This is a genomic window from Enterobacter cloacae complex sp. ECL72 (genome assembly GCF_019056635.1).
GTDB classification, from domain to species: Bacteria; Pseudomonadota; Gammaproteobacteria; order Enterobacterales; family Enterobacteriaceae; genus Enterobacter; species Enterobacter hormaechei_C.
On sequence record NZ_CP077659.1, the window covers coordinates 2,073,400 to 2,093,228 of the forward strand.

The 19,829-nt window shown below is 50.3% G+C and carries 21 protein-coding genes; 5 read left to right on the top strand and 16 right to left on the bottom strand.

Annotated features, from left to right (window positions below; all coding sequences use genetic code 11):
- Positions 1 to 14: 14 nt before the first annotated feature.
- The 6 genes from acnA to topA form a co-directional block, all read right to left on the bottom strand.
- Positions 15 to 2,690: an aconitate hydratase AcnA gene (acnA, locus tag KTH07_RS10150; protein WP_017693321.1), complete on the bottom strand. Its 2,676-nt coding sequence runs from the start codon at positions 2,688 to 2,690 to the stop codon at positions 15 to 17.
- Between the two features lie 165 nt (positions 2,691 to 2,855).
- Complete coding sequence (gene ymiC, locus KTH07_RS23475; protein WP_032103392.1) at positions 2,856 to 2,954, bottom strand: small membrane protein YmiC; 99 nt, start codon at positions 2,952 to 2,954, stop codon at positions 2,856 to 2,858.
- A gap of 137 nt (positions 2,955 to 3,091) precedes the next feature.
- Positions 3,092 to 3,256, bottom strand: coding sequence for a hypothetical protein (locus KTH07_RS10155; RefSeq protein WP_162184607.1), 165 nt, complete (start codon positions 3,254 to 3,256; stop codon positions 3,092 to 3,094).
- An 8-nt stretch (positions 3,257 to 3,264) separates the two neighbouring features.
- Positions 3,265 to 3,405, bottom strand: a complete 141-nt coding sequence (locus KTH07_RS10160; RefSeq protein ID WP_213083754.1) for a YmiA family putative membrane protein — start codon at positions 3,403 to 3,405, stop codon at positions 3,265 to 3,267.
- Positions 3,406 to 3,740: 335 nt separating this feature from the next.
- Positions 3,741 to 4,715: an HTH-type transcriptional regulator CysB gene (gene cysB, locus KTH07_RS10165; protein WP_006810844.1), complete on the bottom strand. Its 975-nt coding sequence runs from the start codon at positions 4,713 to 4,715 to the stop codon at positions 3,741 to 3,743.
- A gap of 186 nt (positions 4,716 to 4,901) precedes the next feature.
- Positions 4,902 to 7,499 carry a type I DNA topoisomerase gene (topA, locus tag KTH07_RS10170; protein ID WP_017384217.1) on the bottom strand — a complete coding sequence of 866 codons (2,598 nt, stop codon included), beginning with the start codon at positions 7,497 to 7,499 and terminating at the stop codon, positions 4,902 to 4,904.
- 398 nt (positions 7,500 to 7,897) lie between these two features.
- Here topA and KTH07_RS10175 point away from each other — a divergent pair, with 398 nt between their 5' ends.
- On the top strand, positions 7,898 to 8,149 hold the full coding sequence (locus KTH07_RS10175) for a YciN family protein (RefSeq protein WP_003856804.1): 252 nt from the start codon (positions 7,898 to 7,900) through the stop codon (positions 8,147 to 8,149).
- Between the two features lie 35 nt (positions 8,150 to 8,184).
- Here KTH07_RS10175 and sohB read toward each other — a convergent pair whose 3' ends face one another.
- On the bottom strand, positions 8,185 to 9,231 hold the full coding sequence (sohB, locus tag KTH07_RS10180) for a protease SohB (protein ID WP_023296716.1): 1,047 nt from the start codon (positions 9,229 to 9,231) through the stop codon (positions 8,185 to 8,187).
- Positions 9,232 to 9,483: 252 nt separating this feature from the next.
- Here sohB and KTH07_RS10185 point away from each other — a divergent pair, with 252 nt between their 5' ends.
- Together KTH07_RS10185 and cobO are read left to right on the top strand one after the other, a co-directional pair.
- On the top strand, positions 9,484 to 10,245 hold the full coding sequence (locus KTH07_RS10185) for a YciK family oxidoreductase (RefSeq protein WP_017384219.1): 762 nt from the start codon (positions 9,484 to 9,486) through the stop codon (positions 10,243 to 10,245).
- Positions 10,242 to 10,832 (top strand): cob(I)yrinic acid a,c-diamide adenosyltransferase, encoded by a 591-nt coding sequence (cobO, locus tag KTH07_RS10190; protein WP_032619581.1) that lies wholly within the window; start codon positions 10,242 to 10,244, stop codon positions 10,830 to 10,832. Before KTH07_RS10185 ends, cobO begins: the two co-directional genes overlap by 4 nt.
- A gap of 34 nt (positions 10,833 to 10,866) precedes the next feature.
- Here the strand turns inward: cobO and rluB are convergent, their stop codons facing one another.
- Positions 10,867 to 11,742, bottom strand: a complete 876-nt coding sequence (gene rluB / locus KTH07_RS10195; RefSeq protein WP_003856794.1) for a 23S rRNA pseudouridine(2605) synthase RluB — start codon at positions 11,740 to 11,742, stop codon at positions 10,867 to 10,869.
- A 253-nt stretch (positions 11,743 to 11,995) separates the two neighbouring features.
- Between rluB and KTH07_RS10200 the strand changes: the two genes are divergently transcribed.
- Together KTH07_RS10200 and KTH07_RS10205 are read left to right on the top strand one after the other, a co-directional pair.
- The gene (locus KTH07_RS10200; protein ID WP_080337562.1) at positions 11,996 to 13,528 is read left to right on the top strand and encodes a tyrosine-type recombinase/integrase; all 1,533 of its coding nucleotides are present in this window, start codon (positions 11,996 to 11,998) and stop codon (positions 13,526 to 13,528) included.
- A 221-nt stretch (positions 13,529 to 13,749) separates the two neighbouring features.
- Complete coding sequence (locus KTH07_RS10205) at positions 13,750 to 14,421, top strand: EAL domain-containing protein (protein WP_032619580.1); 672 nt, start codon at positions 13,750 to 13,752, stop codon at positions 14,419 to 14,421.
- Between the two features lie 42 nt (positions 14,422 to 14,463).
- Here KTH07_RS10205 and KTH07_RS10210 read toward each other — a convergent pair whose 3' ends face one another.
- The 8 genes from KTH07_RS10210 to KTH07_RS10245 all read right to left on the bottom strand — a co-directional run bounded on the left by KTH07_RS10210 (position 14,464) and on the right by KTH07_RS10245 (position 19,748).
- Positions 14,464 to 16,104 (bottom strand): hypothetical protein, encoded by a 1,641-nt coding sequence (locus tag KTH07_RS10210; RefSeq protein ID WP_223862374.1) that lies wholly within the window; start codon positions 16,102 to 16,104, stop codon positions 14,464 to 14,466.
- A 214-nt stretch (positions 16,105 to 16,318) separates the two neighbouring features.
- Complete coding sequence (locus tag KTH07_RS10215) at positions 16,319 to 16,516, bottom strand: hypothetical protein (RefSeq protein WP_032619579.1); 198 nt, start codon at positions 16,514 to 16,516, stop codon at positions 16,319 to 16,321.
- A 77-nt stretch (positions 16,517 to 16,593) separates the two neighbouring features.
- The gene (locus KTH07_RS10220) at positions 16,594 to 17,631 is read right to left on the bottom strand and encodes a major capsid protein (protein WP_032634367.1); all 1,038 of its coding nucleotides are present in this window, start codon (positions 17,629 to 17,631) and stop codon (positions 16,594 to 16,596) included.
- Positions 17,632 to 17,654: 23 nt separating this feature from the next.
- Positions 17,655 to 18,032, bottom strand: a complete 378-nt coding sequence (locus KTH07_RS10225) for a hypothetical protein (RefSeq protein WP_032619577.1) — start codon at positions 18,030 to 18,032, stop codon at positions 17,655 to 17,657.
- A 2-nt stretch (positions 18,033 to 18,034) separates the two neighbouring features.
- Positions 18,035 to 18,250 (bottom strand): hypothetical protein, encoded by a 216-nt coding sequence (locus tag KTH07_RS10230; RefSeq protein WP_125183036.1) that lies wholly within the window; start codon positions 18,248 to 18,250, stop codon positions 18,035 to 18,037.
- Positions 18,251 to 18,824: 574 nt separating this feature from the next.
- Positions 18,825 to 19,157, bottom strand: coding sequence for a hypothetical protein (locus KTH07_RS10235; RefSeq protein WP_032619576.1), 333 nt, complete (start codon positions 19,155 to 19,157; stop codon positions 18,825 to 18,827).
- Positions 19,150 to 19,374 carry a hypothetical protein gene (locus tag KTH07_RS10240; protein WP_032619575.1) on the bottom strand — a complete coding sequence of 75 codons (225 nt, stop codon included), beginning with the start codon at positions 19,372 to 19,374 and terminating at the stop codon, positions 19,150 to 19,152. The genes KTH07_RS10235 and KTH07_RS10240 overlap by 8 nt, the downstream gene beginning before the upstream one ends.
- Positions 19,374 to 19,748 (bottom strand): hypothetical protein, encoded by a 375-nt coding sequence (locus KTH07_RS10245; RefSeq protein ID WP_032619574.1) that lies wholly within the window; start codon positions 19,746 to 19,748, stop codon positions 19,374 to 19,376. Before KTH07_RS10245 ends, KTH07_RS10240 begins: the two co-directional genes overlap by 1 nt.
- Positions 19,749 to 19,829: the final 81 nt, after the last annotated feature.

Here is a 19,829-nt window from a genome sequence, read left to right on the forward strand (position 1 = left end):
CCGGGCGAGTTTTATCAGTCCAACATCTTACGAATCACATAATGTAAAATGCCGTCGTTCTGATAATAGGTCAGCTCTGTTGCCGTATCAATACGACACCGGCAATCCAGCACTTCTGTCGTTCCATCTGCGCGCGTTAACTTCACCGGAACGGTTTTACCCGGTTGCAGATTTTGCAGACCGCTGATATCAATCTGCTCTTCCCCGGTCAAACCCAGCGTTTTACGCGTTACGCCCTGCGGAAACTCCAGCGGCAGGATCCCCATCCCGATCAGGTTTGAGCGGTGGATACGTTCAAAGGATTCGGCAATCACCACGCGAACCCCGAGCAGACGCGGACCTTTTGCCGCCCAGTCGCGACTGGAACCGGAGCCGTACTCTTTACCGGCAATAACGGCCAGCGGCGTACCCTGCTGCTGATACTTCATGGCTGCGTCATAAATTGAAATGACCTCTGTATCCGGCAGGTGGCGCGTCATACCCCCTTCCACGCCTGGGACCATTTCATTGCGAATGCGGATGTTGGCAAAGGTCCCGCGCATCATCACTTCGTGGTTACCGCGGCGCGAACCGTAGGAGTTGAAATCGCGACGTTCCACGCCACGACTTTGCAGATACCGACCTGCCGGACTGTCCGCCTTGATGCTACCCGCAGGGGAGATATGGTCGGTGGTGACGGAATCGCCCAGCATCGCCAGAATGCGCGCGCCGTGAATATCTTTCAGCGGTGCAGGCTCCGCCAGCATTTCGTCGAAGAATGGCGACAGGCGAATATAGGTGGAATCATCCTGCCAGTCATAGGTATCGGAACCCACCACGTCGATCGCTTTCCATTCCGCTGTGCCTTCGAACACTTCCGCATACTCTTTGCGGAACATCTCGGTGGAAACTTTCTCTACCGCGCGCGCAATTTCGCGCGATGATGGCCAGATGTCTTTCAGATAGACCGGTTCATTTTTGCGATCGTGACCAATCGGATCGGTCGCCAGGTTAATGTTCATGTTTCCGGCCAGCGCATAGGCTACAACCAGCGGCGGCGAGGCCAGCCAGTTGGTTTTCACTAGCGGATGAATACGCCCTTCAAAGTTTCGGTTACCGGAAAGTACCGCGCCAACGGTCAAATCCCCCTGCTTGATCGCCATTTCAATAGGTTCAGGCAGTGGACCAGAGTTACCGATGCAGGTCGTACAGCCGTAGCCCACCAGGTTAAAGCCCAGCTCGTCGAGGTAAGGCGTGAGTCTGGCCTGTGCCAGGTAATCGGATACCACTTTCGAACCAGGCGCCAGGGAGGCTTTAACCCAAGGCTGTGGCTTGAGCCCCAGCTCTACCGCTTTTTTTGCCAGCAGCCCGGCAGCCATTAACACACTCGGGTTGGACGTGTTGGTACAGGAAGTGATAGCGGCGATCACCACGGCGCCGTCAGGGAGCTGATACTGATGCCCGTTCAGAACATAGTCCACCGGACGGTGATCTTTTTGTGCGGCGTTAACTTCCAGCTCATTGCTGGCGGCAAAGGCTTTCGGAACGTTGCTCAGGGCGACGCGGTCCTGCGGACGTTTTGGCCCTGCGAGGCTTGCCTCAACTGTGCCCATATCCAGCTCCAGCGTACTGGTAAATACCGGCTCGTCACCCGGGTTACGCCACATGCCCTGCGCTTTGGTGTAGGCCTCAACGAGAGCCACCTGCTCCTCGCTGCGACCACTGAGGCGCATATACTCCAGCGTAACGCTATCAATCGGGAAAAAGCCGCAGGTCGCGCCATATTCCGGCGCCATGTTGGCGATGGTGGCCCGGTCCGCCAGCGGCAGTGAATCCAGACCATCGCCATAAAATTCAACGAATTTACCCACCACGCCATGCTTACGCAGCATCTGGGTGACCGTCAGAACCAGATCCGTGGCGGTAATGCCTTCGGACAACTTACCGGTCAGCTTAAAGCCCACCACATCGGGAATGAGCATTGATACCGGCTGGCCGAGCATGGCCGCTTCCGCTTCAATACCACCGACGCCCCAGCCCAGAACGCCAAGGCCGTTAATCATGGTGGTGTGTGAATCGGTGCCCACCAGCGTATCAGGGTAAGCCACCCACTCTTTATCCTGCAATTCACTCCAGACGGCTTTGCCAAGATATTCCAGGTTGACCTGGTGACAAATGCCAGTGCCCGGTGGAACAACGCTGAAGCGGCTGAACGCCTGCTGACCCCATTTCAGAAATACGTAGCGTTCATGGTTACGTTCCATCTCCAGACGGACGTTTTCGCCGAAAGCATCGTCGTCACCAAAGTGATCGACGGTGACGGAGTGGTCAATGACGAGGTCTACCGGGGACAAGGGGTTAACCTTAGCTGTATCGCCCCCGAGACGCTTAACGGCTTCACGCATAGCTGCCAAATCCACCACCGCTGGCACGCCGGTGAAATCCTGCATCAGCACTCTGGCCGGGCGATAGGCAATTTCTCTGTCTGCATGAGCATTTTTCAGCCACCCTGCCAGAGCCTGGATATCCTCCTCGGTAACCGAGTCGCCATCCTGCCAGCGCAAGAGGTTTTCCAGTAAGACTTTCAACGACTTGGGTAACCGCGAAATGTCCCCAAGCGTTCTGGCAGCCAGCGGTAAGCTGTAGTAGCGCCAGGTTTTATTTTCCGCCTGTAATGTGTCCTTACTGGCTTCGCGTAGGGTTAACGACATAAGCTCCTCCTTAAAAACAGGGATGTCCTGACAATCATCAGGGCTGTAATTAAAGATAACACAAAGATGTCGTAACGTTTTGATAACAACCCAAATTGATAAATTTAGGAATGGTCCAACGCGAGGGATAAAACAAAAAACCCCGCCGTGGCGAGGTTTTACGATTTAGTGCAGGGCCAGCCAGAGGAGCTGACACCAGAAGAGGATCGACGCTGAGAATACGCCGAGCCATGACCAGTATTTTACGGTTGTCATGTTATTCATCATAGGGACACCAGTCTTTAATTATTTAAGGTTGCGAGGTCTGCCCTCGTTCTATATTGCTGATGTGTATTTATTAAGGAGTACAAAAGTGCACAGTCTATATTCAGACTATTTGCATCATTACGCAAAAATCAAAATTATTGTTTTTTGGGTTCGTCTTCCGCGAACACATCAATAAAGGCCTGCTGCTGCGGCGTCAGTTTCCAGGAAGCTGGCACGCTGGTTGCTGGCACCTTACGGGCTTTGTGAGCATTATCACGAAGCTGACACATCTCTTTTCTCGCTTCTGTACGCACCGTCATGACCATAATCAACCCCAGTAATTCCAGACAAGAAGAGCAACCACCACCCAGAACAGGGCAGAGCCAAGAAAGACCGCCAGCCAGGCTTTACGCTTAAGCGCGGGATCCCTTTGCGGTTCTTCACTTCCTGACGGCATTGCTAACCTCATACAATCGATATCGCTTATCATTTAGAGACCAAACAATTGGCACAAGTAATCATCTGATGAGATAAATCCTAAAGAAACTTTAGCCGAAAAGCCAGTGAATTTACGTATCCGAGCCCGGGAAAATTCAATCTTTTGACCCGAAATAAATAATTGAAAAGAATAATTTGCACAGCTGTAAATTAGTTTCTACTTTTGTCGCAAATTTGCGACAGTAAAACCATAGTCATCAAATGGGTTATGACGATATATGACAGTGGGCGTAGATGATGATAATTCTAATTCAGGTTTAAGCGGAATGACGGTATCTTTCCGCAAGAGAAAGATACCGGGAGTGATTATTTGGCGGGAAGTTTAATGTCTTTAAACATCTCTTCGATGTCTTCATTGGAGCGTAACGCCACAGCTGTATCCACCACATCGCGCGTTAAATGTGGCGCAAAGCGTTGAATAAAATCATACATATAGCTGCGCAGGAACGTGCTGCGACGAAAACCTATCTTGGTGGTGCTGTGGCTGAAAATATCATGCGCATCCAGACGCACCAGATCCGGGTCTGAGACAGGATCCACCGCCATGCTGGCAATAACCCCAACGCCCAGGCCCAGACGTACATACGTTTTTATGACGTCCGCATCCGTCGCCGTAAAGACAATCCGTGGCGTTAATCCGGCGCGGTTAAACGCGGTGTCCAGTTCAGACCGGCCCGTAAAGCCGAACGTATAGGTCACCAGCGGGTATTGCGCCAGTTCTTCGATTGTCACTTCGCCCTTCCCCGCCAGCGGGTGATCCGGGGTCACGACAATAGAGCGGTTCCAGTGGTAGCACGGGAGCATGACCAGATCATCGTACAGATGGAGCGCTTCCGTCGCGATAGCGAAGTCTGCATTGCCTTTAGACACGGCCTCTGCGATTTGCGTCGGTGATCCCTGATGCATATGCAGGGAAACGCGGGGATAGCGTTCTATGAAGCCTTTGATCACCCCGGGAAGCGCATAACGCGCCTGTGTATGCGTGGTGGCAATATACAGAGAGCCTTTATCCGGCCAGGTATGTTCCCCGGCGACGGATTTAATGGCGTCGACTTTGGAGAGCACTTCCCGTGCGATGCGTATGATTTCCTGTCCTGCCGGGGTGACCTGAGTCAGGTGCTTACCGCTGCGGGCAAATATCTGAATACCTAACTCATCCTCCAGCATACGCACCTGCTTACTGATGCCGGGCTGAGAGGTATAAAGACCTTCTGCGGTGGAAGAGACATTGAGGTTATGATTGACGACCTCAACGATATAGCGAAGCTGCTGTAATTTCATGCCAGACCATCCGATTTAGCGCATGCGTCAATCGCTTAAGACGATTTGATAATAAGAAACGGGTTAACTATAACCACTATATCATTTATAGCCAGGCTGTATAGTACGGAAAAAAAAATAATAACTACGTAATAAAAAAGGGCCGGAAGTCCGGCCCTTTTACAGGTAAGTTACGGTAAGGGAAGATTATTTCTTGCCTTCAACCCATTTCCCGTCGACAAAGAAGGCTGACCATCCGGTCGCTTTGCCCTCTTTCTCTGCCGCCACGTACTGCTGCTTCGTTTTACGGCTGAAGCGCACCACGGTTTTGTTGCCTTCCGGATCCTGCTGTGGCGCATCGGCCAGGTAACGCAGTTTCTCCGGCAGACGGTCGCGGAAGCGGTACAGCTCTTCTACCAGCGGCGCACGGGTTTCGCGCGATTTCGGGAAGGTGTTGGCCGCCAGGAATACCCCGGCAGCACCGTCACGCAGAACGAAATACGCGTCTGACTTCTCGCACGGTAGCTCAGGAAGCGGAACCGGGTCTTCCTTCGGCGGCGCAACTTCACCGTTACGCAGGATCTTACGCGTGTTTTTACAGTCGTCGTTGGTGCATGCCATGTACTTACCGAAGCGTCCCATTTTCAGGTGCATTTCGGAACCACATTTCTCACACTCAACGATTGGACCGTCATAGCCCTTAATACGGAACTCACCTTCTTCGATCTCATAACCATCGCAGGTCGGGTTATTGCCACAAACGTGCAGTTTGCGTTTTGGATCGATCAGGTAGCTGTCCATCGCCGTGCCGCATTTCTTACAGCGGCGTTTGGCGCGCAGTGCGTTGGTCTCCGCATCGTCACCTTCCAGCACGTTGAGAACTTCGTTCTCCGGCACGAGGTTGATGGTGGTTTTGCAACGCTCTTTCGGCGACAGCGCATAGCCAGAGCAACCGAGGAACACGCCCGTGGTCGCGGTACGGATCCCCATTTTACGGCCGCAGGTTGGGCAGTCGATGCTCGTCAGTACCATCTGGTTAGGCAGCATGCCGCCCTCTTCAGGATCTTTCTCGGCTTTCTCAAGCTGATTGGTAAAATCGCTGAAGAAGCTGTCGAGAACTTTCTTCCACTCTGCCTTATGGCTGGCAACCTCATCGAGGCTGTCTTCCATCTGCGCGGTGAAGTCATAGTTCATCAACTCGCGGAAGTTCGCTTCCAGACGGTCGGTGACAATCTCACCCATTTTTTCAGCATAGAAACGACGGTTCTCGACGCGAACGTATCCACGATCCTGAATGGTCGAAATGATTGACGCATAGGTGGACGGGCGACCGATGCCGCGTTTTTCCAGCTCTTTCACCAGCGATGCTTCGCTGAAGCGCGCAGGTGGCTTGGTGAAGTGCTGAGCCGGGACCAGATCAACCAGCGACAGCTCGTCACCTTTGTTGACTGAAGGCAGCGTTCTGTCTTCATCACCTTTACGCAACGCTGGCATCACTTTTGTCCAGCCGTCGAAGCGCAGAATGCGGCCGCGCGCTTTCAGGCGGAAATCACCCGCGCCGACCGTCAGCGTGGTGGAGTCGTATTTCGCTGGCGTCATCTGGCAGGCTACGAACTGGCGCCAGATCAGCTGATACAGCTTCTGGGCGTCCGCTTCCATATCTTTCAGCGATTCAGCCAGAACGGAAACGTCAGAAGGACGAATCGCTTCGTGCGCTTCCTGAGAATTCTCTTTGCTGGCGTACTGATTAGGCCCGTCCGGCAGGTATTTCTTACCGAAGTTGTCCTCGATATAGCCACGCACCATGTTGACAGCGTCCTGGCTCAGGTTGGTGGAGTCAGTACGCATGTAGGTGATGTAACCCGCTTCATACAAGCGCTGGGCCATCATCATGGTTTTCTTCACGCCGTAACCCAGACGGGTACTTGCCGCCTGCTGGAGAGTTGACGTGATAAACGGTGCGCCAGGCTTGCTGCTGGTTGGTTTATCTTCACGATCCAGAACCTGATAACGCGCTTTTTCCAGCAGCGCCACGGCGGCCATGGTCTGATCGCGATTTTCAGGACGGAACGGTTTGTCGTTGTGATGGCTCACCTGCAACGGCAGCGCATCGCCGCCCGGCGTGGTGACATTCGCATCCACTTCCCAGAACTCTTCCGGGACGAACGCTTTGATCTCGCGTTCACGCTCAACAACAAGACGAACAGCCACAGACTGCACACGCCCCGCAGACAGGCCGCGAGCGACCTTTTTCCACAGCAACGGCGAGACCATGTAGCCTACAACGCGGTCCATAAAGCGACGCGCCTGCTGAGCGTTAACACGGTCGATATTCAGTTCACCCGGCTTTTCAAACGCCTGGCGAATCGCATTCTTTGTAATTTCGTTGAACACTACACGGCTGTAGCGTTTGTCATCACCCCCGATCACTTCCCGCAGGTGCCATGCGATGGCCTCCCCTTCGCGGTCAAGGTCGGTTGCGAGATAAATGTGGTCTGCTTTTTCAGCAAGCTGTTTCAGCTCGTTAACGACTTTTTCTTTGCCTGGCAGCACTTCGTAATGTGCATCCCAGTTGTGCCATGGGTTAACACCCATGCGGTTGACAAGCGCGCTACGTTCATCCTTTTTAGGCTTTTTAGCCCCTTTGGTGGAGGTAGAGTCTGCGCTCTTTTTGCTGGCTGAGCCACTGGTCGGCAAGTCGCGAATGTGACCAACGCTGGACTTAACCACGTAGTCATTGCCCAGATATTTATTGATCGTTTTGGCTTTTGCCGGGGACTCAACGATGACGAGAGCTTTACCCATATTCACCTTTACCTAATTTAATTCTTCCAGGAATACGCCGCACGTTGATTTCCCTTCCGCTGACGACGAGCCATTGATATTGCGACATCGTCAGGGGATATCAACCCCTATGTGTTACCGAACGTCAGAATGGCGACATCCAGGTCATTGAGTTTTCGGGTATTTTTCTCACATCAAAGTTCATTCGTGACGAATTCCCGGTCGAATGTCAAGCAATTCTGTTGCCAGAATGACGAAAGCGCACACTGTACCTGATAAAATTCGTTACGCAACTTTATTAGCATGCAAAAGCAAATCCCGCCAGCCAGCCCCTGTTTCTTATCCCCTCGGATAACAGGGAAAATTTGCCCCCGAAGCGACCCAGGCGTAGACTATTGTCACTGTTTAAGGAGTGGAATATGCAGAATACGACCCAACCCATTGACCGAGCTTCATTGCTTATCGAAGCAAACAAACTCATTCGCGACCATGAAGACACCCTGGCGGGAATTGAAGCGACTGGCGTGGAACAACGTAATGGCGTGCTGGTGTTCAGCGGTGAATACTTCCTTGATGAACAAGGGCTACCCACCCCGAAAAGCACCGCCGTGTTTAACATGTTTAAATACCTGGCGCATACCCTCTCAGAGAAGTACCACCTGGTCGATTAAAACGAAAACGCGAGGCATCTGCCTCGCGTTTTTCTTTACAGCAGCGGCTTTTGTCCGCGCTGCAACCAGCGTAGCAGCAGGCGATCCGCGCTTTCTGCCGCGCTATTGGTAAAACGGTCGAGCAGGCGCTTACGTCGGGTGAAGCGCACCCCCACCAGCTCACGGCCTTCCATCAGGTTGAGCAGGAGGTCGTCGCTGGTACCCACCTCATCCACCAGCCCTTTCTCCTGCGCCTGCGTGCCGTACCAGTGCTCGCCCGTAGCCACCTGCTCAATGTCCAGCGTTGGGCGCATGCGGTGCACGAAATCTTTGAACAGATGGTGGGTTTCGTTCAGATCTTCCCGGAATTTCTGCCGTCCCTCTTCGGTATTTTCGCCGAGCAGCGTCAGCGTACGTTTGTACTGACCCGCCGTATGCAGTTCGATGTCGATCTCTTTATTTTTCAGGAAACGATTGAAGTTAGGGATCTGCGCGACCACCCCAATCGAGCCGATAATGGAGAACGGTGCCGCGACGATTTTATCCGCCACGCACGCCATCATATAGCCGCCACTCGCCGCGACCTTATCTACCGCAACGGTGAGTGGGATCTGTTTATCCCGCAGACGTTGTAACTGCGAAGCCGCCAGTCCATACCCATGCACTACGCCGCCCGGGCTTTCAAGGCGTACCACCACCTGATCCTGGGCTGTCGCCACGGCCAGCACCGCCGTCACTTCTTCACGCAGAGAGGAGACTTCATGCGCATCCATGCTACCTTTAAAATCGAGCACATAGACGCGCGGTTTTGCGTCAGCCTGTGGCGTGGCGAGCTTAGCTTTCGCCTTCGCGGCTTTGGCGTCCTGCTTATGTTTTTTCTTCTGGGCTTTTAGCCACAACTTCTGTTGATGATCGTCAAGCAGCGCCAGAGACATCTCCTCCTGCATCTCTTTATACTGCTCGCTCAGGCGGGTAATGCGTAACTCACCACGCTGACGCTTACGCTGCGTCAGGTTGACAATCAGGACGGCAATCACCGCGACAGCAATAACCACCGTCGCGATTTTGGCCAAAAACAACCCATACTGAGAAAGTAATTCCACGCGTTCCACCTTGATTTAACCACGAATCTTTCACGCCAGTGTACAACAGCCCTGCGCAGGCGTCTCGCTCTGGACATTACCTCTGCGAGGCGGCTTCAGGAATCCCCCGCTTCTGGTTTAAATCTTTGCAAATTGTTAATTTCCCAGCGTTCTGTCCTGTAGACTGATTGAATTCTGACGCTGTTTCGGGCATAAAGCCGAAAAGTCATAAATAAAGGTGCAAGTCACGCCCAATGCGCCTGAGGAGCCACCGTGCATTATCAGCCACAAAAAAACCTTCTACAGAACCGCATCATTCTGGTTACCGGTGCCAGCGACGGGATTGGTCGCGAAGCGGCGCTGACCTATTCTGAATACGGTGCGAGCCTTATTCTGCTTGGACGTAATGAAGAAAAGCTCAAGGCCGTCGCCCGTGAAATCGAAAACGCCGGCGGTACCCCCACGCCCTGGTATACGCTCGATCTGCTGACCTGCACGCCAGCGTCATGTCAGGCCCTTGCCCAGCGGATCAGCACACATTATCCGCGTCTGGACGGCGTACTGCACAACGCGGGGTTACTGGGCGAAGTGCGCCCGATGGATGAACAGGATCCGGAGATTTGGCAGCAGGTGATGCAGGTTAACGTCAACGGGACGTTTTTCCTGACCCAGGCCTTGCTTCCTTTATTACTCAACTCCGATTCCGGCTCGCTGGTATTTACCTCCTCCAGCGTGGGGCGTCAGGGGCGTGCGAACTGGGGGGCTTACGCCGTCTCAAAATTTGCCACCGAAGGAATGATGCAGGTGCTGGCCGAAGAGTACCAAAGCCGCCACCTGCGGGTTAACTGTATTAATCCAGGCGGTACGCGCACCAAAATGCGCGCCAGCGCCTTCCCGACAGAAGATCCGCAGAAGCTTAAAACCCCGGCCGATATCATGCCCCTTTACCTGTGGCTGATGGGTGACGACAGCCGTCGCAAAACCGGAATGACCTTCGATGCCCAGCCAGGCCGCAAACCGGGGATATCGCAATGAGTGATGATCGTCATCAGCAGCGCCAGCAGCGTCTGAAAGAACAGGTTGATGCACGCGTGGCGGCCGCTCAGGACGAGCGCGGTATCCTAATCGTGTTCACCGGCAACGGCAAAGGCAAAACCACCGCCGCATTTGGGACCGCCACCCGCGCAGTCGGGCATGGGCAGAAAGTGGGCGTGATCCAGTTTATCAAGGGTGAATGGCCCAACGGCGAGCGTAATCTGCTCGAGCCGCATGGCGTTGAGTTTCAGGTAATGGCAACCGGTTTTACCTGGGATACCCAGAACCGGGAAACCGATACCGCAGCCTGCCTCGCCGTCTGGGAGCATGCCAAAAGAATGCTTTCAGACCCGTCGCTGAACATGGTGTTGCTGGATGAGATCACCTATATGGTGGCGTATGACTACCTGCCGCTGCAAGCCGTGCTGGAGGCCCTCAGGAACCGCCCTGCACACCAGACGGCGATCGTCACGGGGCGCGGGTGTCATCGGGACATTCTGGAGCTGGCCGATACCGTCAGCGAGCTGCGTCCGGTTAAGCATGCGTTCGATGCGGGTATCAAAGCGCAAATTGGGATTGATTACTGAAAAAAAAGCCCGGTATATTCACCGGGCTTTTCAATTAACCGTTGTTATTACGGCTGCCAGAGCGGCGATTGCTGCTGACCTGGCTATGACGTTTCACCGCACGGCGGATTTGATTCGCCTTCATGCGACGACGATCTTTCTCTACCGCCACTTTCGACGTGGTTTCTGGCGTCAGGCCAACCAGATCGCGCAGGTAGTTGGTTTGCGTCAGATCCAGTTCGGTATAGCCGCCACGTGGCAGGCCTTTCGGCAGCAAAATGTCGCCATAGCGGACGCGAATCAAGCGACTCACCTGGACACCGACCGCTTCCCACAGTCGACGCACCTCGCGGTTACGTCCCTCTGTCAGGGTAACGTTGTACCACTGGTTAATGCCTTCACCACCGGTAAACTTGATGGTTTTGAACGCCGCAGGGCCGTCCTCCAGCTGAACACCACGCGACAGGTCGCGCAGTTTGTTCTCATCAACCTGGCCGAAAACACGAACGGCATATTCACGTTCCACTTCACGACTCGGGTGCATCAGACGGTTTGCCAGTTCACCATCGGTGGTGAACAGCAGCAGGCCGCAGGTGTTCACGTCCAGACGCCCTACGGCAATCCAGCGGGCGCCACGCAATTTTGGCAGACGGTCAAACACCGTCGGGCGACCTTCCGGGTCGTTGCGGGTACACAGTTCGCCTTCCGGCTTGTAGTAAGCCAGTACGCGGCAGATCTGTTCAGCAGACTCTTTCACGGAGATAAGATGGCCGTCAATGCGGATCTTCAGCCCCGGTACGATTTCAACGCGGTCACCGAGCGTGGCGATTTTACCGTCCACACTCACGCGGCCTGCTTCAATAATGGCTTCGATTTCACGGCGCGAACCGTGGCCGGCACGCGCCAGCACTTTCTGTAACTTCTCGCTCATTGAGCTTCCTCAGGTGTCGCCTTCACAGGCGTCTGGTATACTTTCTAAAACAACGAGTTAGCCAATAAATCGACTTAACTCACTGATCTGTAACTCTTTCATGGTACACAGCATGGCAAACAACGTGTCACACAAGCTGTCACACACAATGATTCGTGGGCGCACATACTACACTAACTTTAGACTAAATGATTCAACAAGTTTTGTGCGTCTGAGTCTCGGTACTGATAGCCGAAAGCAAGCAGAAGTGATCATGAATCAGATCCGCCCTTTCATTCCCCTTGTGCAGAATGGAACGATGAGCCTCGAAGAGTTCAAACGCAAAATGCAAGGCTACCGAGCTGCCACTAAGCAGGACTTTGACAACTATCTTCTACATGCACTCGAAAGAGATATTGCAGAGGTGGAGCGTCTGCCGGAGTTAGGACAGTGGCACAGAAACATACATCCTAATTGTCTATTATCTGCTTCAGATACGGTAGAAGCCGCACAAGGCTATTCGGAAGCTCACTTCCAACGCATGGTTAATGGTAGCGATCAGACAGCAAACGAAGTGCTTGCAAGTCTTCACATGAAGAAACTTGAACTTTCCAAGGGAGATTTGCCCTTTGCGAATCAAGTAGGTGCTGCACTTGATATGAGCCGCGCGACCGTCGCGCAAGCCTATGAAGCATTCTATTCGAAAGATTTGCTACGATATCGCCAACTCATTGCAACACTGCAAAATCAGTTAGAAGAGCAGAAACTAAAATCTTCACCCCAAAGTAGGGTTGAAACAAACCAGGCTTTTTCAACGGAAGTTAAAGATACCGCAAGCCAAGCAATCAAACTTTCCGAAGCATGGACGCAGTATGTTGAAGAAAAAGGTCAAAAATGGCGAGCAAGCATCGCTAACGAGAACCAGCGTTTCTTTGATGTGCTGATTTACGTTATTGGTGATAAACCGATTGATCGGGTTACTAAGCAAGATATTCGTGAAGCGCTGAAAGTGACCGAAAACTTACCTACTCGTACTAAGCTGCCATACAAGCGCCTATCTTTGCCTGAATGCATTGATTATGACGTACCAGAGGAAGATCTGATCAGTAGTCAGCATGTTGAAAAACATCTCAAGATCTGGCGCTCGCTTTTTAAAACTTACCTCGTCGAAACCAAAGACCAGTTAGAGAAATCCCCAACCGATGGAATCACATATGAGGTGAAGCCTAATCGGAGAGGTCATTTCAGCAACACTGAGTTGAGTAAGCTTAAAACCAAGCTGTTCTCACTGGAAAATAACGATTGGCGCAAATGGTACTTTCTCACCCTCATTTATACTGGTGCTCGACGTGGCGAGATTGCCTCTATCAGAAAGCGGGACATCCGTTTAGATGAAGAAACTTCACGCTGGTACATTTATATAGAAGACGGGAAAACCGAACATGCCCAACGCCAGATACCACTCAATAAGGTTTTAGAGTCAGGTTTACTCAGTCTTGCCGATGCTCTAAACGATGGTGATCTGATTTTCAGTGACTTACCTAACTACACCACAGCAACAGTCGAATGGGGTAAGTTGATGAATGAAACAGGTATCCCTGATTATGATGAGTTTGGGCTAAAAAGGCGCATACATAGTCTTCGTCACACCTTCGTAAGCCATTGCCTTGCATCTGGGGGCGTGTCTTTACCTTTGATGCAGTTTGTAGTTGGTCATTCCCGAACCCAAAGTTTAGGCGTCACCTCTATTTACACGCATCGCCCACCGCTTAAAGACCTGTTATGTGTAGTTGACTTCCAGAACTAAAAAAGGGGCTGATGCCCCATTTATATCTTCCCGCTCAAGAACACATAAATCCTCAGCCTCCTAACCCATGATTAGGAATGATCTGAAATTTATTTTCCCCTTATATTTCAATCTCTTATATCAATCGTTATTATCAATCGTATATTGCTAATTGATCGCTTTTATTGATCAGCATTTTTAAATGCATCATTATCAGTCTGTTACATTCATGGAGTAAACACATGCAGACTCAATTTATCGCGGAAATAATTGTGAGCATTGACGAGAGGTTGTTAGGCGTTGAGCTTCTCACTCGCTTCATTGCCTCAGATGGACGTCCCCTTCACCCTGAGTTCGTGATTTCATCTTGGGATTTAGATAGGAAGCGGCTTTTCCTATACGAACAATGTGGAAACATTGCCATTAAGCAAACGTGGTTCGAGCAAAAGAATCTATTTTGTACACTGAACATTGATCAGCAAATGGCTTTTCTGATACGCCATGACTACATACTTAGACAAACTTTCGAATCGATGCCATTCATCAAACTTGAACTTTCTGAGCATTTCCTTGGTTTGGATAAGGGATTGAAAAGTCCCTTATTAAAATCGCTGAGCCAGGGTGTAAATGGGCTATGGCTCGATGACCTTGGTGCAGGAAACGCGAATGTTGTTAGTTTGATGGAAGGATACTTTGAGGTTGTAAAGGTAGATCGCTGCTTCTTTAATCAGCAGGTGCAGAAGCCAACCTTCTACCCGCTGATTGCATCAATCAAAAAACACTGTGACAAAATTATTATTGAAGGGATTGAGAATAGAGATCATATGGGAATACTGCGTGAGGTGGGGGTTTGGGGATTACAGGGGTATCTTTTTAAATCTGTCCCTTTTAAAAACGTGGATTTATTGCTGTAGTGTTGAAACCATCAAAAAAGGGGCTTACGCCCCTTTGATGTATCACCCGCCTGTACTGCTTTGACCGCTCAAGGCTGACAAGGTTAGTGACTGTGCGAAACTTGCTTGTGAGGCTCTCGCCTGGAAATCAATGTAATCGCTTAATCTTGAGCTATCGCTGGCGATGGTGAGCGGAACAGACGCTTCAAGATTGAGATTGAATACAGGTGCAAGATTGTACGATGGCGCACTATTGGTGCTGGTTAGGGATGATATAGCAGAATCACGAAGCGCTCCCCCTTGCAGAGAATCACCATTCAGGCCGTATTGTTCTACCGCTGTCCCTGTAGGCTGATCATCTATTCCTAACCAACCTTTAACTGCATGACCGACACTACGGGTATTAAACCCTGTCTTGTCCTGCACCCAAGAAGCCGCACTATCAGCACTACCTGTTACACCATCTATTACCGCCTGGGCCGCTGGCTTGTTAGCTTCGCTAAACCAATCTGGGAACTTCTCACGAATGCCAGCATTCAGATCGGACACTACGCTGGAGATTTCTCCAACAAAGCCCGTCACCTGTTTAGCAAGGTCGCCTAATCCCTCTCCGAGCAATCCGGCTGATTCTGTGATCACTTTGGTGTTCCTTACCAGATCGTCGCCCCCATCGGCAAAGCCTTTCATCCAGCCTGTAAACAACTGATTGTCTATTCCATTCATCAGATTACCCATTGCCACGGACAGATCGCCGTAAACAGATACCTGGCGGATTTGCTCGTCGTTCAGCGTCTGCCCCGATTCAACGAGAGTTTTCAGCGTCTTGTTATACTCCGCTCCGTTATTCATGAACATATCGGTGTAGTGCATCAGGTCATCACCTAAGCTCTCGATCAGCGTACCAATCTGAGCCTGTGACATACCACGGCGTTGCCCTTCATTCACGGTTGCTTGGATAAAGTCAAGAGGTCTATTTTGAAATGTCTTAACGTCCTCAATCCCCCAACCAAATTTGTTCATGATGGACGTAATGCCCCCATCACCGCCCTTCCATTCACCATTCTTCATTTGAGCATCGTTAACAGTCATGGCGAGACGTTCACGCACATCTTTCATATTATCAACGGCTTTAGATGTATTAGCTGAGTCAACCCCATGTTGCTGCCCCCACGTCACCATAGTTTTTATGGCGTTCGGATTGGTTTTTACCAGTGCCGATTGTCTAACCAAGTCAAGATTCTCATTCCCTTTGTCAATAATTCGCTGCCCCACTCCGAAGGAGCCAGCCGTTAACGCAAGACTTCCCAACACTCCACCACCGACGATAGGAGCATTCCCGCCCTTCTGAGCCTTTAGCTTAGTGGCTACTGCTGCATACTGGGTACGCTGTGCCTGTGTCACCTTCGCTTGCTGTGCGGCTTCTCTGCGTAACAGGGTTACACGCTCGCGTATAAGCGCATTCATACGTTGAGAGCTAATATTCCCCTTCGCAAACTCTTCGCTTTGCTGATGAATATAACGTAACGCTTCATACTGAGATTTAGGATCAAGCCCGTATTTACCTTTAATTCCTGACACTTGCAGCCCTGCATGGCGAAGTTTAAGCTCGGCTACTTCCTGGCGCTTCTGTAGCTGCTGCTTCGCTTTCAGATTGGCCTTTTCATCCCTGGCTTTCTGCTTCTCCGCCGCACGTTGGGCTTTCATTTCCTTCGTATCACGAGGTTTAGCATTAAAACGTGCATCATCGGCTTGTTGACGGGCTTTCTGTCTGCGCTGCTTCTGAGCCTGAAACCGAATTTTCGGATCTTTAATCTTAGAAAAATGGCGTTGAAGATCATCAGCGGCTTTTTTCGCCTCTGCAATGTCGTCTTTCGAAACTTAAAAACGTACCGTGTTGACGATAGAACTTGTGTGAATCTCAAGCATTACCACCGCCTTGTTTCTCAATAAAGAAGTCGATAGCTTTTGACGGGGATTCGCCGTATTGGTGCATACGCTGACGAACTCCGTTATAACTCACGCCGTAAATCTTGCAGATCTGAGCTAATGTTAATAACTCAGTAGCATCGTCTATTTTCACTGTACCTGATGTGGCACTCTTTAGGATAAGTTCCATTATTTACCTCTTAAACAAAAAAGGGGAAGGCGTATTTCTACGCCCTCCCCCTCTCGTGGTTTTCTCTTTAATCGGGATTACTCAGACAGAGATCCGAACACAATAGCCGTAGGAATATTGTTAATCGCTAAAAAACTTGATTCCGTCGCAATAGTTGGGAACTGCCATTTAGCATCTGCAATCACATATTGGTGATGCAATGCGGCCTCTTTACCTAACGTCAGGTGACGCACTCCGATTCCGGTGTGGAGAACCAGCGCATTAGCGCTGTCAGCCATTCGAGGGGTGACGGCGAACCCGTCCACACCGATTTTGTCTGTGATGAGAGAGTAGCCTGTCACATCGATCACAGTGACTCCGTTCAGAGTCCAAACTTCATAGGCCGGATTTGCTGACGCTGTACGTGTAGCGAAGTTTTCACCGCTTTGAAGTGGCAGTGTGTACACCATGAAATCTTTCACCGATGGGTGATAGCGTAGGGCTTTAGCAGCCTTACCAGCCGCCAGGATCACAGTGCCTTGTTTCTGCTGTGCCAGACCATCACCAAGCGCCACATTCTGAATACGTGTGATTTCGCTTAGTTGCTCGAAAATGTTCGCCGTGTCGCTCACGTCGAGGGTGTATTCTGTGCGACTACCGCCAGCGAGGAAATCAAGATCACCCTGTCCGGCAAACTCGCTATCAACACGCAGACCAAGCAGAGCGTTAACCAAATCCACTTCAACAGCGTTATTCGCCATTGAATACTGTGCATCAGAGAAATCGCTTAGGGCAATACTCACCTGATCGGCTGTGTCACTAACTCCACGGCTTGCATATTGCTGGAGATCAAGCGATGTAATACTGTTGAGAATCCCAAAAAATTTCATCTGGTACAATGAGTTAGAAAAGTCAGGTCGTTTAGCACTCGACCAATCTGATTGAGAGTATGGGCTATTTTCCTTCGCCACCAGATTTTTTACATCGGTTATTTTTTCAAGCGCGATTGTATTGACTGCGTGGTGTTCCTCTCGGAATAATCCGAGATTGGTAATGATAGTATTAAGTTGGGTACTGAATACGAACGGGCTTGTAAATGATTCGTAAATAGCGCCGCTAAATAGATCTTTTGCCATTGTTATTATTATCCTCGAGGTTATTACGTAGTGCGAAGCGCTACAGTGTCGAAATCGGAGAAAGTGAATCCAAGCGTTGCAAGCTGTGCCTGAGCTAATGACTCATCAAGATCGCCAAACTCAATCCCCGCAAGGGATAGAATGACGTGTACAGGGGAAGCCACAATAAAGGCTTTGCTTCCTGCTTTGACTGGCTCGACCACTACGTAAGCAATGTCACCTGGGGTGACAGCTTTTGCACCTGTTGCGGTTACGAGGTCGCCAACAATGAGAGAATCGGGAATACCGGATTCCACACGGATCAGCTTGTCCTGGAGAATTGCATCGTCGCAATATGCCACCACTTTGTAACGGGCGTGGCTGTTATCCCCGTTTAATGTTTGAAATTGTCCAAACTGCATTACTATTTTCCTTGAGCTAATGTTTTTAACCGTGCCTGTAGTCCTTCAAGAGGATTAACAGGGGTGTTTAAGGTTTTGGTTATTGTCTGCTGTGAAGATTTTAACTCTTCAACTGAGCACCCTGCACATTTGGCAATAACTGAAAGCTGATCATCTGTATAAGATGTTATTTCATCAGCCAGCTTGTTAATATGCGTCGTAGAGTTCATCAGGAACATATCGTTCCTCCTAACTAATCTTGTTATGACCGAAATAAAAATAAAGCCAACTTGTTACGGTCGGCTCTATTAGAGCGGGGGAATAATCTAAGGAGAAAAACCCCGCTGATCACTATCACGTGATTTGCTTTCACGCTGGCAGATGTGATCAATGGAATCTCAATATCATTGCTGGAAACAACAATAGGAGAATGCCAGACGTAACGCAGAAACATCATTGACGCTTAGTTTTGTCTGACAACATCCACCCTAACGGAGTGAATGAGAGTTAAAGAGCGGAATGCTCTTCTCTAAAATAATGAGTTCTCAGAGGAAGGAAGAGAGCGCCGGATTATCCCCGGATCATCCCGGAACAGGGCAGCGCTCTCCCCTTGTTAGACCGATATCAAGGAAAGTGAAACGACACATAACAAAACCGTAAGAGAGAAGTAACGATTTTAGAGAAGAGGGCTAATTTCGTAGCCATCCCCTTACCTGGAGCTACCAAGGATCTATAAGGAGGAATCTATAGATGAAGCAGAGGAATGAGTTTTATCTCACCCATATCTAAGTATAACCGATTTCGTTATGAATGTCAATAGGAATCATTATCATATTGAGAATTATTTTCATCACACTGTGCGAGCAGGTCGCTTAATTCATCCTTACACGCTTCCAGAGACAGCGCCGACTGTGTAACCTTTCCTATCAGTTCCTGATCCTCGCGTAGACTGTCTGAGCGCTCTACAGAGAGCATAATCCCTTCCAGCGCCACCGCTGACAGGTGAAGCATTTTAACAGCGTCAGAGAGGCTCTCAGGCGCATTCTCAGGGCTTGCCTTATATACGGTGTTCACTGCCTCAAGAAGCGGAATGTGTAGTTGCTCGTGAAATTCCTGTAGCATTAGGTCAATATCGGTTTTAGTCATTTTCCATTTGTTCCATTGTCATTTTGATTTTATTTGCAGCAGCCAGAAAAGGCGCTGCGAGAGTGAGGATTCTGTTTTCCAGGTCATCAAGTGCCATTATTTTTTCTTCATCTGTCAGAAAAGCATCATTGATGACATTCTCGATTTCATCGTAATACCATTCGCAGCATTTAACGTTCTGGGCGAATCGTTTGGTTTGTATTGTCTGTGTATGCATTATTCTGTGTAACTGTCTCCAATGTGAAATAGTTCATCAAAATCCCTGGCTCCCGCCACGGTGTTATTCATTGCGTTGTAATTGAGGTAATGGCGTAAAGAGGTGAAGCCCAACATTTGCCATTTTTTAAGCTGGCTATCGTCCCAGGTGTAAACCTTGCGTTTACGTGGTCGGTAATAAACTCCGCTTGAACATTCGAGGAGATCATTTAACGCAGCCCACTCTTCCACAGAGGGCGGTGTTGAATGCACTTCTTCAACATGTTCTATCAATGTGCCTGGGATTTCTTCGAGAGAAGTGATTAATAATCGCTGTTGCTGTTTTTGCGCTGCTTTACCGATTCGTAGAATATTATTCCGTTCTTTCTTAGACATTGCACCTCGTCTTAGTGATTAGAGGTGATGAAAGAAACGTTGTGAATAACGTCGAAATCGTAATAACTGCCCCCGCGAGAG